Annotated in this window: 12 protein-coding genes; 5 read left to right on the top strand and 7 right to left on the bottom strand. The window is 66.9% G+C overall.

Translation table 11 applies throughout. From position 1 onward, the window contains the following. The first annotated feature begins 81 nt into the window (after positions 1-81). On the top strand, positions 82-1,359 hold the full coding sequence (locus tag LGR64_RS04680; RefSeq protein ID WP_230355024.1) for an EAL and HDOD domain-containing protein: 1,278 nt from the start codon (positions 82-84) through the stop codon (positions 1,357-1,359). Positions 1,360-1,417: 58 nt separating this feature from the next. Further along, positions 1,418-2,707, top strand: a complete 1,290-nt coding sequence (locus tag LGR64_RS04675) for an EAL and HDOD domain-containing protein (protein ID WP_012206914.1) — start codon at positions 1,418-1,420, stop codon at positions 2,705-2,707. A gap of 78 nt (positions 2,708-2,785) precedes the next feature. Here the strand turns inward: LGR64_RS04675 and LGR64_RS04670 are convergent, their stop codons facing one another. From LGR64_RS04670 to LGR64_RS04660, 3 genes are all read right to left on the bottom strand, one after another. Beyond that, positions 2,786-3,784 (bottom strand): Bug family tripartite tricarboxylate transporter substrate binding protein, encoded by a 999-nt coding sequence (locus LGR64_RS04670; protein ID WP_013801099.1) that lies wholly within the window; start codon positions 3,782-3,784, stop codon positions 2,786-2,788. A gap of 131 nt (positions 3,785-3,915) precedes the next feature. Further along, positions 3,916-4,899 carry a site-specific tyrosine recombinase XerD gene (gene xerD, locus LGR64_RS04665; protein ID WP_012206916.1) on the bottom strand — a complete coding sequence of 328 codons (984 nt, stop codon included), beginning with the start codon at positions 4,897-4,899 and terminating at the stop codon, positions 3,916-3,918. 76 nt (positions 4,900-4,975) lie between these two features. Then, positions 4,976-5,938, bottom strand: coding sequence for a tripartite tricarboxylate transporter substrate binding protein BugE (locus tag LGR64_RS04660; protein ID WP_012206917.1), 963 nt, complete (start codon positions 5,936-5,938; stop codon positions 4,976-4,978). 327 nt (positions 5,939-6,265) lie between these two features. Between LGR64_RS04660 and LGR64_RS04655 the strand changes: the two genes are divergently transcribed. Then, positions 6,266-7,174 (top strand): AEC family transporter, encoded by a 909-nt coding sequence (locus LGR64_RS04655; RefSeq protein WP_185750996.1) that lies wholly within the window; start codon positions 6,266-6,268, stop codon positions 7,172-7,174. Positions 7,175-7,195: 21 nt separating this feature from the next. On the opposite strand, the gene LGR64_RS04650 is transcribed toward LGR64_RS04655, so the two are convergent. Then, positions 7,196-8,089: a LysR family transcriptional regulator gene (locus tag LGR64_RS04650; RefSeq protein WP_012206919.1), complete on the bottom strand. Its 894-nt coding sequence runs from the start codon at positions 8,087-8,089 to the stop codon at positions 7,196-7,198. A gap of 230 nt (positions 8,090-8,319) precedes the next feature. Between LGR64_RS04650 and LGR64_RS04645 the strand changes: the two genes are divergently transcribed. Both LGR64_RS04645 and speB read left to right on the top strand, forming a co-directional pair. Continuing rightward, a complete protein-coding gene (locus tag LGR64_RS04645) occupies positions 8,320-9,708 on the top strand; it encodes a sodium:solute symporter (protein WP_034396462.1) in 1,389 nt (462 codons plus the stop codon). Between the two features lie 24 nt (positions 9,709-9,732). Then, on the top strand, positions 9,733-10,803 hold the full coding sequence (speB, locus tag LGR64_RS04640) for an agmatinase (protein WP_230355023.1): 1,071 nt from the start codon (positions 9,733-9,735) through the stop codon (positions 10,801-10,803). Here the strand turns inward: speB and LGR64_RS04635 are convergent. From LGR64_RS04635 to queG, 3 genes are all read right to left on the bottom strand, one after another. Then, positions 10,800-11,864, bottom strand: coding sequence for a helix-turn-helix transcriptional regulator (locus LGR64_RS04635; protein ID WP_230355022.1), 1,065 nt, complete (start codon positions 11,862-11,864; stop codon positions 10,800-10,802). The two genes, speB and LGR64_RS04635, sit on opposite strands and share 4 nt — an antisense overlap. A gap of 225 nt (positions 11,865-12,089) precedes the next feature. Next, positions 12,090-15,137: a diguanylate cyclase gene (locus LGR64_RS04630; protein WP_328511960.1), complete on the bottom strand. Its 3,048-nt coding sequence runs from the start codon at positions 15,135-15,137 to the stop codon at positions 12,090-12,092. Between the two features lie 115 nt (positions 15,138-15,252). Continuing rightward, a complete protein-coding gene (gene queG / locus LGR64_RS04625) occupies positions 15,253-16,308 on the bottom strand; it encodes a tRNA epoxyqueuosine(34) reductase QueG (RefSeq protein ID WP_230355020.1) in 1,056 nt (351 codons plus the stop codon). Positions 16,309-16,318: the final 10 nt, after the last annotated feature.

The following is a 16,318-nucleotide window of genomic DNA, read 5'->3' as shown; positions in this document are numbered from 1 at the left end:
ACACTGCCTGTCGGCATATTTATTCAGAACATTCCTACAATCAGATCTGCTGCTTACCGTGCCTCATCGACCGAACACTCCATGACCGAATTGCCCGTCCATCTCTTCAACGATGCCCCTGCGGCCAGCCCCGCGTCCACAGACCGGGGAATGATCGCGCGCCAGGCCATCGTCAACGGGGTGCAGCAGATCATCGGCTACGAGCTTTTCAATCGTTCGCGCGCCTACCCGGACCATACGGCGGCCTCGGACGTGTCCCTGGTGTTCACGGCCCTGTCGCATGCCGGCGAAGAGGACCTGGTCGGCACCAAGTTGATGTTCGTCAACTGCACGCATGAAAGCCTGGCCGGCGGGCATCTGGAGCTGCTCAACCCCGACAAGGTGGTGCTGGAGATCCCGCAGCTGGGCCTGGCCGCACAACAAGAGGTGCAGGCCCGCCTGCCCATCCTCAGCAATCTGCGCGCGCGCGGCTTCAACCTGGCCTTCAATCACACGGTGCTGGAGTCCGCCTATGCGGCCTGGCTGCCCCTGGCCGACTACATCAAGTTCGACCTGTCCGTGCTGGCCCCTGACCAGTTGGCCGTGCTGGTCAACTTCGCTGGCCGCCACACGCGCGCCGAGCTGATCGCCGAGAAGGTGGAAAGCGCCCAGCAGCATGAGCAGGTGGGCCGCCTGGGCATACAGCTGTTCCAGGGCTTCTGGTTTGCGCGGCCCACGGTGGTGCGCACCAAGCTGCTGTCGCCCTCGCAGCAAAGCATCGTCCAGCTGCTGAATCTGGTGCGCCAGCAGGCCAGCACCGATGCCATCGAGGATGTGCTCAAGAAGGATGCGGGCCTGGCCTTCAACCTGATGCGCCTGATCAATTCCGTGGGTTTTGGCGTGCAACGCGAGATCACCTCCTTCCGCCAGGCCGTGATGCTCATGGGCCTCAAGAAGCTGTTCCGCTGGGCGGCCATGCTGCTGACCGCATCGCGCAACGGCGGCCCGCCGCCGGCCATCGGTCAGACCGCCGTGATCCGCGGGCGGCTGATGGAGCTGCTGGCCCAGGAATCGCTGAGCGAGGAAGACTCCGACCAGGCCTTCGTCGTCGGCATCTTCTCGCTGCTGGGCAGCATGCTGGACCTGCCGCAGGACGTGGCCATGAGCCTGATCCCCGTGCCCGATGCCGTCTCCGCCGCCGTGCTGCGCCATGAAGGCGTGCTGGGCGAGCTGCTGATCCTGGCCCAGGCCTGCGAAGCCAGCGACGACGCAGCCTTCAACCGCAGCGCAGACGCACTGCGCCTGAGCAGCCAGCAGATCAACTGGGCCCATCTGCAGGCCCTGGCCTGGACCGATCAACTGGCAGACAGCTCGCTATAGTCATGAGCTATCGCATGCAACTCAACGCCGCCGCTCCTTCATCTTTCTCAGCTTCCAAATGACTACCAACGACAACTCCTCCGCTCCGCCACCACCCCTGCCAGAAGGAGTGGAGGACGGACAGGTGGCCGTCATTGCGCGCCAGGCCATCGTCAACGAGGCGCGCGATGTCTTCGGCTATGAACTCTTCGATCGCTCCACAGCCCAGCATGCGCACACGGCGGCCTCCGATGCCGCCCTGCTGTTCAACGCACTGTCGTATGCGGGAGCCGAGGCGCTGGTGGGCAAGAAGACGGTCTTCATCAACTGCACGCATGACAGCCTGGCTGGCGGCCACCTGGAACTGATCCACCCCGACAAGGTGGTACTGGAAGTGACCACGCTGGGTGAGAACGCCACCACAGCCGATATCGAAGAGCGCCTGCCCACCTTCCAGGCCCTGCGCCAGCGCGGCTTCCGCCTGGCCTTCAACCAGCACCTGCTGCGCCGCGCCTATGCCAGCTGGCTGCCTGCGGCCGCATTCATCAAGCTGGACATGCAGACCTTTGCACTGGCCGATGCCGAGACCCTGGTGAATTTCGCGCGCGCCCATACCAATGCCCAGATCGTGGCCGAAAAGGTCGAGACCTCCGAGCAGTTCGAGCGCATGCGCGACCTGGGCGTGCGGCTGTTCCAGGGCTTCTGGTTCGCCCAGCCGCAACTCGTGCAGGCACGCACCATCCGCCCCACGCAGGCGACCATCATCCAGCTGATCAACCTGGTGCGCCAGCAGGCCAGTACGGACGAGATCGAGGCCCTGCTCAAGAAGGACCCCACGCTGTCCTTCAACCTGCTGCGCTTCATCAACTCCTCGGGCTTCGGCCTGTCCTGCGAGATCACCTCGTTCCGCCATGCGGTGATGATCCTGGGCCTCAAGAAGCTGTTCCGCTGGGCGGCCCTGCTTTTGACCACTTCGCGCGCGGGCGGCACGCCGCCTGCCGTGGGCCAGACCGCCGTGGTGCGCGGACGCCTGATGGAGCTGCTGACGGCCGAGCTGCTCTCGCCCGAGGAATGCGACAACGCCTTCGTGGTGGGCGTGTTCTCGCTGCTGGACGTGATGCTGGGCCAGCCCATGGAAAAGGCGCTGGAATCCATCGCCCTGCCCCAGCCCGTGATCGATGCGCTGGTGCACAACAAGGGCGTGTTCGCGCCCTTCCTGGAGCTGACGCGCGCCTGCGAAAGCGGCGACGACGAAGGCTTTGCGCGCGCCGCCAACGCCTTGCAGCTGTCCAATCACCAGGTCAACTGGGCGCACCTGCAGGCCCTGGCCTGGGCCGACAACCTCACGGCGGACGACGCCACGGTCTGAACGGGTCAGCCACCATGGCAAAGGGCTTGCGGCCGGGAAGCCGCAAGCCCTTTTTGCATGCCACGCGCCGCAGCGGTATCAGTTCAGCTTGATGCCTGCAGCCTGGATGATGCGCGCGTTGGACTGGGACTCGGCCTCGATCTGGCGCGCGAAATCCTCCGCCTTGCCGCCCGTGGCCACGTTGTCGGTGGCCTCCAGCTTGGCACGCATGTCGGGCTGGGTCAGCACCTGGTTGATCTCGGCATTGAGCCTTTGCAGCACGGGCGCGGGCGTTCCTGCGGGCGCGAAGATGCCGAACACCGAGGTCATGTTGGCGCTCTTGTAGCCCAGCTCGGCCAGCGTGGGCACGCCGGGCAGCGACTCCAGGCGCTGGGGGGCGCCCACGGCCAGGGCCTTGAACTTGCCCGCCTTGATGTGCTGCAGCACGGCCGGCCCGGCGTTGGTGGAGAGCACCTCGAACTGGGCGCTCAGGCCATCATTGAGCTGCTGGCCGCCGCCCTTGTAGGGAATGTGCGTGATCTTGGCCTGCGAGGCATACATGATCTGCTCGAGCATGATGTGGCCCAGCGATGCCAGGCCGGCCGTGGCCCAGCGGACTTCGCCGGGCTGGGCCTTGGCCTGCGCCACCAGTGCCTTGAAATCGGTCGCCGTGGAGCGGGCCGTGCCCAGCAGCAGCACGGGCGAATACATCACGCTGGTCACGGGCACGAGATCGCGCTGCGGATCGAACAGCGGCTTGCCCAGGTGCGGGCTCAGCGTCAGCGGGCTGATGGAGGAAAAGCCCAGCGTATAGCCATCAGGTGCGGCCTTGGCCACCAGGTCCAGGCCGATGGCGCCGCCGGCGCCGGCCTTGTTGTCCACCACCACGGGCTGGCCCAGGCGGGCGGCCAGCTTCTCGCCCAGGGCGCGTGCCACCACGTCGCTGACGCCACCGGCCGGATAGGAAACCACCACGCGGATGGGCCGGCTGGGCCAGGCGGCATCGGCGGCCGACGCGGACATCGGCAAGGCCGCAGCAGCGACCGTCGCCGCCAGCATGGAAGTCACCAGCACATGCCGGCGCAGGAAATCAGTCATCGAAAACTCCGCAGAAACACATCGAACACGGCGGTGATTGTTCTGCAAAGCGCATATCCCCGGGACAGGCTTTGCCACTTCGACGATTTCAACGGCAGAAACACCCAAACCGGCGAACCTTCCACACTCAATCAACCACGCGGATGGTGCAAAGCGTGCAATGCCTTGAGCCGCTCGCGCGCCACATGGGTGTAGATGGTGGTGGTGGAGATGTCGGCATGGCCCAGCAGCATCTGCACCACGCGCAGGTCTGCGCCATGGTTGAGCAGGTGGGTGGCGAAGGCATGGCGCAGCGTGTGCGGCGACAGCGGTGCCGTGACGCCCGCAACCTGCGCGCAGCGCTTGACGATGACCCAGAACATCACGCGGCTCATGGCAGCCCCGCGCTGGGTCACGAAGACCGCATCGCTGCGCTGCCCGCCCAGGATGGCACCACGCGCCGTGGCCAGGTAGCGCTCGAGCCACCAGTGCGCCTCCTGGCCGAATGGCACCAGCCTTTCCTTTTGCCCCTTGCCCGTCACGCGCAACACGCCCGAGCGCAGATCGATGCCATGCAAGGGCAGATCCACCAGCTCGCTCACGCGCAGGCCGCTGGCATACATCAGCTCCAGCATGGCGCGGTCACGCAGGCCCAGCGGCGTATCGACATCGGGCGCCCTGAGCAGCGCCTCCACCTGCGCCTGCGTCAGCGTATGCGGCACGCGCGGCGGCTGCCGGGCCGCCAGCATGCGTGCCGTGGGATCGGCGGCAATGCGCTGCTCGCGCAGCGCCCAGTGGTAGTAGCGGCGCAGCACCGTCAGCCGCCGGTTGGAAGAACTGGCCTTGGTCTGCTCCACCCGCACCGCGAAATAGCCCTGCAGCTCCAGCTCGCCCGCCGCATCCAGCGCCAGCGGCGGCTGCTGGTGCGCCAGCCACCGCCCCCAGGCCGTCAGATCCCGGCGATAGGCCGCCAGCGTATTGCGCGACAGCCCGTCCTCCAGCAGCAGCGCATCCATGAACAGGTCCAGCGCATCCAGGCTGGCCGGCAGCGGCGCCGGCCAGGATGCAGGATCGGCAGCAGATTCGGCTTCGGCAGCCGATGGGGAAGCGATGGAAGCAACAGGCACTTGGGACATCCCATCAAGCCTACAACGAAAAAACCCGAGGTCCGCAAGCAGCCTCGGGTTCTGAGCCAACCGCTCAATGCGGTGCTTACTCCAGCGTGAGTTTCTGCTGAGCAACCACCTTCTTGTAGGTCTCGTACTCGTCCTTGATCTGCTTGGCGAACTCTTCAGGCGAGTTGCCGATGACCAGGGAGCCCGTGTCCTCGATGCGCTTGCGCACGGCCGGGTCCTGCAGCACCTTGCGCACGGCGGCGTTGATCTTGTCCACCACGTCCTTGGGCATGTTCTTAGGGCCCAGGATGCCGTAGTAGGCCATGCGGTTCACCGGCTCCAGGCCCACTTCCTTGAAGGTGGGCACATTGGGCAGCACGGCCAGGCGCTGGGGCGCGGCCACCACGATGGGCACCAGGCGGTTGTCCTTGATGAACGGCAGGGCCGAGGGCAGGTTGTCCAGCACCATGGGCACCTGGCCCGCCACCACGTCGTTGAGCGCCGGGCCGGCACCGCGGTAGGGGATGTGGGTGACGAAGGTGTTGGTCAGGCTCTTGTACAGCTCCATCAGCATGTGCTGGATGCCGCCCGTGCCCGAGGAGGCATAGGAGTACTTGCCCTGGGACTTCTTGAGTTCGGCCTCGAAGCTCTTGTAGTCCTTGGCGGGGAACTTGGGGTTCACCGCAATCACGTTGGGCGTGGCCGCCACGTTGATGATGGGCGTGAAGTCCGTCAGCGTGTTGTACGAGATCTTGGGGTTGATCGCGGGGTTGGTCGCCGTGGTCGAGACCGTGGCGATGCCCAGGCTGTAGCCATCGGGCTGCGAGCGCGCGGTTTCCATGGCGCCGATCACGCCACCGCCGCCGCCGCGATTGTCCACCACCACGGGCTGGCCCAGTTCCTTGGTCAGGGGTTCGGCGATCACGCGAGCGATGATGTCGGTCGTGCCACCGGGGGCGAAGGGCACCACCAGCTTGATCGGCTTGGTGGGATAGGCCTGGGCCAGGGCTCCGGTGCTTGCGAGGACCAGGGTCAGGCCCATCCAGCTGCGACGATTCATACAAGATCTCCTTTTGGGGGTCGTGTTGACGAAGAAGGTTTCATGGACATCCGCAAGGCCGTGCCTGCGGATGGATGGTCTGCGAAACGAAGGCTCGCAAACGCTGCCACGGAACAGCCATGGTGGGGCCTGGAGCCCGCTGCGCGCTTGACGGTCGTCAGGACCTGCGCTTTCGGATCGGCTGTGTGGACCCCAGCGATGCTAAGGCCCGGGGCCCGGTTGTCACAGTTTGTCGCAGCACTGATTTCCCGGTGTTTACCCCTAGCCTCGCGCCATGGTTTCTCGGGAGACGCGGCGACTGCGGGGTTGCGCTTATGCTCTGCCCCCGTGAACTACGCCGTGCTGCTCTTCCCCGATTTTTCGCTCATCGTGCTTGGCTACGTGCTGTGCCGCTTCACACAGCTCAACCGCACGGTCTGGCAGGCAGTGGAGGCACTGGTGTACTACCTGCTGTTCCCGGTGTTGCTGTTCCACTCCATCGTCAAGAGCCCGGTGGACTGGGGTGCCACCTCCCACTTGCTGGCCGCTGGCGTGTGCGCGGCCCTGGTCGGCATTGCCCTGGCCTACAGCCTGCCCTGGTGGCCGGGCCTGCGCGGCCGCATCGATGTGCGCGAGCATGCCGGCGCCGTGCAGGTGGCGTTTCGCTTCAACTCCTTCATCGGCCTGGCGCTGGCCAGCCGGCTGGCGGGGCCTGAGGGCCTGCTGTTCATCTCGGTGCTGATCGGCGTGAGCGTGCCGCTGTGCAATATCGCGGCCGTCTGGCCCATGGCGCGCGGGAGCAACCAGCATTTCCTGGGCCAGCTGGTGCGCAATCCGCTGATCGTGGGCACGCTGTCGGGCCTGGTGTTCAGCGCGCTGGGGCTGAAGCTGCCGGCGCTGATCGAGCCGTCGATCTCCCGCATAGGCGCAGCCTCCATCGCGCTGGGCCTGATGTCGGCCGGCGCCGGCATGCAGTTCGGCGCGCTGGCCGCCGGCAAGCTGCTGGCCGTGTGCCTGCTGGCCGTGCGGCATCTGGTGCAGCCGCTGATCGCCTATGCCATGGTGCGGGCGTTTGGCCTGAGCGGTGCGCAGGCCCTGATCCTGATGGCCTTCTCTGCCCTGCCCACCGCATCGTCGTGCTATGTGCTGGCCGCGCGCATGGGCTACAACGGCTCGTATGTGGCGGGGCTGGTCACGCTGTCCACGCTGCTGGGCGTGCTCAGCCTGCCGTTTGCGCTGAGCCTGCTGCAGTTCTGATGCCGCTGTGCCACGGCACCCCTACAGCACGGCACGCATGTCGTCCGTGAAGGCGGCCGTGATGTCGTCCTGGCGTGCGCGCTTCTTGGCCACCATGGTGATGTCCACGTCATAGCTGAAGAGGGATTCGTCCAGCGCATGCAACAGGCCGGCAGCCACATAGGGCGCCGCATAGTGTTCTGGCAGGTAGCCCAGGTGGGCGCCTGACAGGATGAGGATGGCCGCCGCCTCCATGTTGTCCGCCTCTGAGGTGACATGGCGCGGGCGCCCCGTCAGCGGTGCCTGCGGCAGCGGATAGGTGCGCCAGGTCCAGTCGGCCTCGCCCGCCTCCTGCGCGCCGATGCGGCCCGCGCGTGCGGCAAAGGGATGGCTGGCGCTGCAATAGGCCACCTGCCTTTCGCTGAACAGCAGCGTGTATTCCAGCGCCGGGGCGCGGTGCAGGAAATAGCCCACGGCGACCTGGAGCTCGTCGCGCAGCAGCATTTCCTCCAGCTCGCGCGGCCCGCGCACCAGCACAGACAGGCGTACGGCCTCGTCGCGCTGGCGAAAACGCTGTATGGCCCGCCCCATCAGCGCGTTGTATTCCATGGGCGCATTGCCGATCAGGCCGATGGCCAGGCTGCCGACCAGCTGCCGGTGCATGTTGCGCGCCTGCGCACTGAAGCCTTCCAGTCCCTGCAGGGCCGTGCGAGCCATATCGACGAAGCGCCGGCCCTTGGCCGTCAGGCGAAAGCCGCCGCGCCCCCGTTCGCACAAACTGAAACCCAGCCGCGTCTCCAGTGTGGACAGCTGACTGCTGAGCGTGGACTGGCCTACGCCAAGGCTGGCCTGCGCCGCCGACACGCCGCCCGCGTCAACGATGGCCAGAAACACGCGCAGCAGCCGCAGGTCCAGGTCTGAAACGGTATGGAGCATGGGGTTTTCACTCGGGAAAGATCGATTCTTATCGATGTTTGTAAATGGAACTTGAAATGGATGCAATCCGGGCTGCTGTCTAGCATCCACGGCTGTTGCAGCACATCTGGATTATCCAAAGAGGGACTGCAATACAGAACAAGAGGGACGGGCCAGGGAATTCACTTCCATGGATACCGCTGTTTCAAGAGGCCCCTGCCAACAGGGCCGCAACAAAAGGGAGACAAACCATGTTGCTCGATATCTCGGTCGTGGTGATCTACGCGGCGGCCATGCTGCTACTGGGCTGGTACGGCATGCGCCGCGCGAAGACGCAGGAGGACTTTCTCGTGGCCGGCCGCAACCTCGGGCCGGGCCTGTACATGGGCACCATGGCCGCCACGGTGATAGGCGGCGCCAGCACCGTGGGCACGGTGCGCCTGGGCTATGTGTACGGCATCTCCGGATTCTGGCTTTGCGCGGCGCTGGGCGCGGGCCTGCTGGTGCTGAACCTGTTCCTGGCCAAGCCCCTGCTCAGGCTACGCATCTGCACCGTGACCCAGGTGCTGGAGCGGCGCTACAGCGCCCGCACCAAGCAGGCCAGCGCCCTGGTGATGCTGGCCTACTCGCTGATGCTGGCGGCCACGTCGGTGATCGCCATCGGCACCGTGATGCAGGTGCTGTTCGACCTGCCGCTGTGGATCTCCATCCTGGTGGGCGGGGGCGTCGTGGTCATCTACTCGGCCGTGGGCGGCATGTGGTCGCTGACGCTGACGGACATCGTGCAGTTCGTGATCAAGACCGCGGGCCTGATGCTGATCCTGCTGCCCATCTGCCTGTACCGCGTGGGCGGCTGGGATCAGCTGGTTGCCCAACTGCCGGCGTCCAGCTTCGATGTCACCCACATCGGCTGGGACACCATCGCCACCTACTTCGTCATCTATTTCTTCGGAATCATGATCGGCCAGGACGTGTGGCAGCGCGTGTTCACGGCCCGCAGCGAACGGGTGGCCGCCGTGGCGGGCAGCCTCGCCGGCGTGTACTGCGTGGTCTACGGACTGGTCGGCGCCCTGGTGGGCATGACAGCGCGCGTGCTGCTGCCGGACCTGGACAACGCCAACAATGCCTTTGCCGCCATCGTGCAGGCCAGCCTGCCGGACGGCATCCGCGGCCTGGTGATCGCTGCCGCACTGGCGGCCATGATGTCCACCGCCAGCGCCGCCATGCTGGCCGGCTCCACCGTGCTGGCCGAGGACCTCGTGCCCCTGCTGCGGGGCGGCCGGCCGCTGGTCGATGTGCGCTGGCACCGGTTGCTGACGCTGCTGGTGGGGCTGGCCGTGCTCGGCATCGCCCTGGTGGTGGACGATGTGCTCAACGCCCTGACCACCGCCTACAACCTGCTCGTGGGCGGCATGCTGGTGCCGCTGATCGGCGCCATCTACTGGCGCCGGGCCACCACGGCGGGTGCCATCGCCAGCATGCTGCTGGGCTGCGCCACGGCCGTCGCCTTCATGGTCAGGGACGGCCTGGCCGCCAACACGCCCATCTATGCCAGCCTTGCCGTGAGCACGGCCAGCTTCATCCTCATCAGCCTGGCGCAGCGCACGCAGCAGCGTTCGCTGTCGGGCATTCAATCCTGATCCCGGCACTGAATCGGAGACGACATGACGCTTTTCACACCAGACAGGCTGCAGGCGCTGCGAGCACGCTTCGGCGGCGCCAACGAGTCCGTGATACACGACCCGCATTTCCGCGCCGTGGCCGCCCACATCATCGACGCCAGCGGCACGCGCAACGCACCCTACGCAGGCATGCCCACGCTGCTGGACGCGCCCATGCGTCCCATGGACTGGAGCCGCCCGGATTTCGGCGACCTCCAGGCCGCGCTGATCGGCGTGCCCATGGACCTGGGCATCAGCAACCGCAGCGGCTGCCGCTTCGGCCCCCGGGCCCTGCGTTCCATCGAACGCGTGGGCCCGTACAACCATGTGCTTCGATCCACTCCCACACGCGAGCTGCGCGTGGCGGACATCGGCGACGTGCCGCTGTCCAGCCGCTACAGCCTGGAGCAGTCGCACCGAGACATAGAGTCGACCTTCGCGAAGATCCATGCGGCAGGCGTGATTCCGCTGGCCGCTGGTGGAGACCATTCCATCACCCTGCCCATATTGCGCGCGCTGGGCCGCGAGCGGCCACTGGCCCTGGTGCATTTCGACGCCCACTGCGACACCGGGGGCCCCTTCGACGGCAGCCGCTTCCACCACGGCGGCCCGTTTCGTCAGGCCGTGCTGGACGGCGTGCTCGACCCCACGCGGACCATTCAGATCGGCATACGCGGCGCAGCCGAATATCTCTGGGAGTTTTCCTATGAGTCGGGCATGACCGTGATCCACGCAGAGGAGCTTCCCGCGCTGGGCGTGGACGGCGTCATTGCCCGCGCACGCGAGGTGGTGGGCGATGCGCCCGTCTACGTCTCCTTCGACATCGACTGCCTGGACCCGGCCTTTGCGCCCGGCACGGGCACGCCCGAGGTCGGTGGACTCACCGTGCGCGAGGCACAGGCCATGGTGCGCGGCCTGGCCGGCATCCACATCGTGGGCGGCGATGTGGTCGAGGTGTCTCCAGCCTACGACGCCACCACCAACACCGCCCATGCGGGCGCGCAGATGCTGTTCGAAATCCTCGGCCTGATCTGCGCACGCCACGCCGGGAGCGGCGCCGCCCAGCCTGCCTAGGCCCCCTCCCCGCCCTCCGCATCCCGCAGCAGCCCCAGCGGCGTGCTGCCGTAGCGTGCCCTGAACCGCCGGGAAAAATGCGCGGGTGAGCTGAAACCGCAGTGCTGCGAGATCTCCGCGATGCCCAGCGTTCCCGGCTCCGTGCCACGCAGCAGCGCATGGGCGCGTTCCAGGCGATAGGCCATGAGTTCGGCGCTGAGGCTGGTGCCTTCGCGCGACAGCTGGGATTGCAGCGAGCGCACGGACAGCCCCAGCCTGGACGCCACGCGCTCGGGCCCCAACGCCGGGTCCGGGTACTGGCGGGCAATGAGCTGGCGCACCCTGCGCAACAGCACGTGCATGGGCGCGCCGGGTCGGGCCATCGCCATGTCGGCGCTGGCCTGCAGCACTGTCTTCACGGTGTTGATGACCAAGTCGGACAGCCTGGCGGATTCGGCCTCGGGCAAGGGGTCCTGCCACGCGGCCAGCAATTGCATCTGCTGGACCAGCAGTTGAAGCGATGCACAGTCGGGCAGGCTGCGTGCCAGCAGTTGCGAAGCCAGGCCGCCACGCGAATCAATCAGTGCCAGCGGCACGGCCAGCACCACCAGGTCCACGGCCTCTTTCTGCCAGATGCGGTAGCCGCGCCGCTCGTCCAGCAGGAACAGCTGGCCGGGTTGTGCCTGCAGCCTCCTGCCCGCAACCGCCATGCCCGGCTCCCCGGATGACGCCGAGGCATCCGGTACGTCCGGTACGTCCGGCACGTCCGACAGGTCAGGTACGTCAGGTGCATCCGGTGCGAATACCTGGGCTCCACCTTTGGCATAGAGCACGCACAGCAGGCAGGGCGGGCCTGCGCGCTGGCCATCGGCATGCAGGCGCTCCATGCCATGTTCGGCCGCCATCTGTATGCGGTTGAGCACCACCGCGCCCACGCCGCGCGATGTCAGCACGGCCTCGAAGCGCTCGGGCTGCGCGACCAAGGGCGTGTGCGGCATCTGCGCCTCGCGGCTGGCATCGCTCCAGAACTGCGCTCGCGAAAGCGGCGCGATATGCACCGTGGACCAGCGGTTGTACGTCATACATTCCTCGCCCTGCGCTCGGCGCGCAGCCTCTTTTTTTGATGGGTTGCACGGAGAGTCGGCCGCACCCGAGTGTTGGGGCCAGGCAAGAGGCGGCAGGTCCACGCGGCAGCATGAACCCAGGATTTTCGGGATTGCGGCCCGATCAGGCCATTGGATGATTCTGAAAATTCACCGGGGTGAATTCCTAGGCCTGTGCGCCGCACCAGCCCGGATGAGCGCGTATCAGCGCGCGATGGCAGGCAGCCGCTCGCTCCACAGCGTGGACTGGTTGCGGCCGTTGCGCTTGGAGTAGTACAGCGCGGCGTCGGCACGCTCCAGGCAGCCCTGGGCCGAGGCATCGCTGCACTGCAGCTCGTACACGCCCAGGCTGATGGTGATGTGCAGGTCGCCGGCCAGGCCCGCATCGATGGCGCGCGCGGCAACGGTTTCGCGCAGGCTTTCGGCGCGGCGCAGGCCCACCTCGGCATCGGTGTCGGACAGCAGCACGGCAAACTCCTCGCCGCCCAGCCGGCCCACCATGTCTTCCTTGCGCATTTCCTGCGCCACCGAGGCCAGCAGCTCCTTGAGCACGATATCGCCCACCGCATGGCCATAGCCGTCGTTCACCTGCTTGAAGTGGTCTATGTCCAGCATGATCAGCGTGGAGTGCGCCACCAGTCCGCTGCGCAGATGGTCCAGCTCCATCGCCAGCCGCTCCATGAAGGCGCGGCGGTTGGGAATGCCGGTCAGCGCGTCGGTCAGCGCCAGGGTCTCCAGCTGGGATTCGCGCTGCTGCCGCTCCGTCGCATCGTGGAAGACCCAGCAGTGGCCGATGGAGCGATCACCGTCGCGCAGCTGCATGCCCTCGATCTCCACATAGTGGTCGTCGGGCAGCGCATGCAGGGACCGGCCAGCCACGGGCCCCGCGCTGAGCACGCCAGCCACCGAAGGCGGCAGCAGCTGGATCAGCGCCGGCATGCCCAGCCCCACCAGAGCGGCAGGCGCCATGTCCAGCCGCAGCGCGGCCGCCAGCATGCGGTTGGCGGCCAGCACCTGGCGGCCCTGGGCGTCGGTGACCAGAATGCCTGCGGGAAAGCGGTCGATGATGGCCTCCAGCCGGTGCTGGGTCTCGGCCAACGCGGTCTCGGCTCGCCGGCGCGCGTCGGTATCGATCATGGTCCAGATGACGCGGCCGTCGTCCTCGTCGGGGTCCAGCAGCGAGCCCTGCATGTCGAACCAGTGGCCCGAGCCCGAAGGCATGCGCAAAATCCATTCCGTGCGCACCGTGCCGCGTGCGTTGAGCTGTGCGTAGAGCTGGCCGAAGCGCTCGAAGCTCTCGTCGCTGACATGCAGGGCGCGAAAGTTCACGCCGCCGGGCAGCCGGTCTGTCTCGATCTCGAAGGTCTGCACCGCGCGCTCGTTGGCATAGAGGATTTCGCGCTGGGGACCGGCCATGACGATCAGGGCGCTTCCCCGGTCCAGCAAGGCCTTGATGAGCCGGGACTGCTCCACGCGCTGCTGTATGTCGGTGTGCGTCCCCAGCATGCGCACGGGCTTGCCGTCGGCATCGCGCTGGGTGATTTCGCCGCGCGACTCCACCCACAGCCAGCTGTCGGCAGAGCTGCGCAGCCGCATCTCCACGCGGAAGTCGGCCCCGGCCTCGGCATGGCGCTGCAGCCGCGCCAGCATCCGCGCCCTGTCCGAGGGATGGACCATGGCGCAGAAGGCGTCATAGCTCATGGGGAACTGCGCGGCCTCGAAGCCCAGCATCTGGTAGCAGCGGGCATCCCATTCCACATGGCCGCTGCGGCAGTCCCACTGCCACAGGCCGTCGCGCACGGCGCCCACGGTCAGGCGCAGGCGTTCCTCGCTGTGGCGTATGGATTCCTGCATGGCCTGGTCCTGCGTCACATCGTGCACATAGCCATGCCACAGCAGGGAGCCGTCTTCCTCCTGCTGCGGCCGGGCGTGACCATGCAGCCAGCGCAGCTCGCCTGCAGGGCCGTAGACGCGGTACTTGTGCTCCCAGACACCCTTGCTGCCCACGCTGGCCTGCACCGAGGCCGCCAGTGCCGGCAGATCCTCGGGGTGGACCCGCTTGAGCAGTTCATGGTCGGCAAACCTGGCGGCATCGGCCTTGGCGCCATGCAGTTCGAAGAATCCGGGGCTGGTGAAAGGGAACCGGAACTGTCCATCCGCGCCTATTCGGAACTGGAACAGCCCGCCCGGCACCTCCTGCGCCAGCCGCGCAAAGCGCCGCTCACCCTGCAGCCGCATGCGCTCGCTGAGCTGGCGCTGGCGCGCCAGCCACAGCGTCAGCAGCATGCCCAGCAGCAGCACGGCCGTGCCTATGCCGTTGCGCAGCAGGCCGCGCTCCAGCGATGCCTCCAGCGACTCGAAGATGGCTTTCTTGTCCAGCCCTGCACTGACGATCAGCGGATAGCCCTCCACCCGGCTCCAGGCATACATGCGCTGCACGCCATCGACGGACGATTCGGCCTCGTAAGTGCCGCGCTCCAGGGCCGGTGCGAACAGCGCCACGCGCACATCGGAGACCGAGCGGCCCATCACCTGCTCCTGCCCCTGCGAGCGCGCCAGGTAGGCGCCATCGGTGCGCAGCAGCAGGATGACGTCGTTGGCGCCATCGAAGATGGACTGGAAATAGCGCGAGATGTATTCGGGCGACAGCGACAGCACCAGCACGCCCGAGAACTGCCCCTGGCGGTACAGCGCGCGGCTCAGCTGTATGGTCCATTTGTGGGAGACACGCCCCTGCACGGGGCGGCCGATGAACATGCCCATGTTCTCGCGGTTGGCATGCACCTGGAAATGCTCGCGGTCCCGGATGGAGACCTTGGCAGCCCGCGTCTGCGCCTCCTGCTGGAGGTTGGAGTACACGATGTCCCCTTTCTCGTCGGCCACGGCGATCTGCAGAAAGGTGCCGGCCGGGTAGGCGTCGAACGTGGTCTGCACGGCACGCCGGAACCCGTCGACATCGCCACCGGCAAAGTCGGACTCCAGGCCGCGCATGGTGTAGTCCAGGCCGGACAGCAGGGTCTGCACCTGCACCGACACCGCATGCGACATTTGCCCCACCCGCAGCCAGGACTGGGACTCGGTAAAGCTGCGCTGCGTGCGGTGGCTGTCCACCAGCACCGTCCAGTACGCCACCGTGGCCAGCAGCACGCAGCACAGGCCCACCCAGACGGCCACAGCGGTCTGGGTCAGCGGTTCTGCGTTCAGCAGGCGGGACAGGCTGCGGGGAGGCTTTGCGCGCATATCAAACATCATGTTGAGTCACACAGGCCCCGCGCCTTCAAGGGCAGTGGCCCGCAACAGGCCGCCGGGGGGCACTCCGACAGAGCGCAACAATTGTTTCACACACAAGCGCCCTGGTCTTATCAGCTCAATCCGATCTTTGCGACAGCGCCCAGGCTACGTGCTCGCGCACCAGGGCGTCCGGATGTTCGGCGCGGCTGGACAGCGCCTGCTGCAATGCCGCGTTGCCGGTGTCACGCCAGGCATTGCCCAGCGCCACGGCCACATTGCGCAGCCAGCGCGCATGGCCTATGCGCCGGATGGGACTGCCTTCGGTCAGGCGCAGAAAGGTCGGCTCGTCCCAGGCAAAGAAGTGCACCAGCTGCCCGCCGGACAGGGCCTCGCGCGCATCGAAGTCGGGCAGGAGGCTGGGCTGGGCGAACTTGTTCCAGGGGCAGGCCAGCTGGCAGTCGTCGCAGCCATAGATGCGGTTGGCCATCAGCGGCCGCAGCTCCTCGGGAATGGCGCCCGCATGCTCGATGGTCAGATAGGAGATGCAGCGCCGCGCGTCCACCCGGTGCGGCGCCACGATGGCGCCCGTGGGGCAGGCCGTGATGCAGGCCGCGCAGCTGCCGCAGTGCGCGGTCACCGGCGCCGTGGGCTCCAGCGCAAGGTCCACATAGATCTCGCCCAGGAAGAACATGGAGCCCGCTTCGCGATTGAGCACAAGCGTGTGCTTGCCGCGCCAGCCCTGGCCGCTGCGCCGGGCCAGCTCGGCCTCCAGCACGGGCGCGGAATCGGTGAAGGCGCGGTGCCCGAAGGGGCCGACTTCCTGTGCAATGCGCTCGGCCAGCTTCTGCAGCCGGTTGCGCAGCACCTTGTGATAGTCGCGCCCCCGGGCATAGACGGAGACAATGCCCTCGTCGGGCCGCTGCAGCCGCGCCCACTCCACCGCTTGCCAGGCGCCCGGCGCATCGGCAGGCGTGTCGCGCGGCAGGTAGTCCATGCGCGCCGTGATCACGCTGACCGTGCCCGGCACCAGCTCGGCAGGCCGGGCGCGGCGCAGGCCGTGGGCCTGCATATAGTCCATCTCGCCATGGAACCCTTGGGCCAGCCACTGCATCAAACCCGGCTCCGCAGAAGACAAATCCACGCCGGCCACGCCAATTTGGGAAAATCCCAGCTCGCGGGCCCAGCCTTGCATCAAAGGAACC

Source organism: Delftia sp. Lp-1 (assembly GCF_020523835.1).
Taxonomy (GTDB): Bacteria; Pseudomonadota; Gammaproteobacteria; order Burkholderiales; family Burkholderiaceae_C; genus Comamonas; species Comamonas acidovorans.
This window is presented reverse-complemented; position numbering and strand designations above follow the sequence as displayed.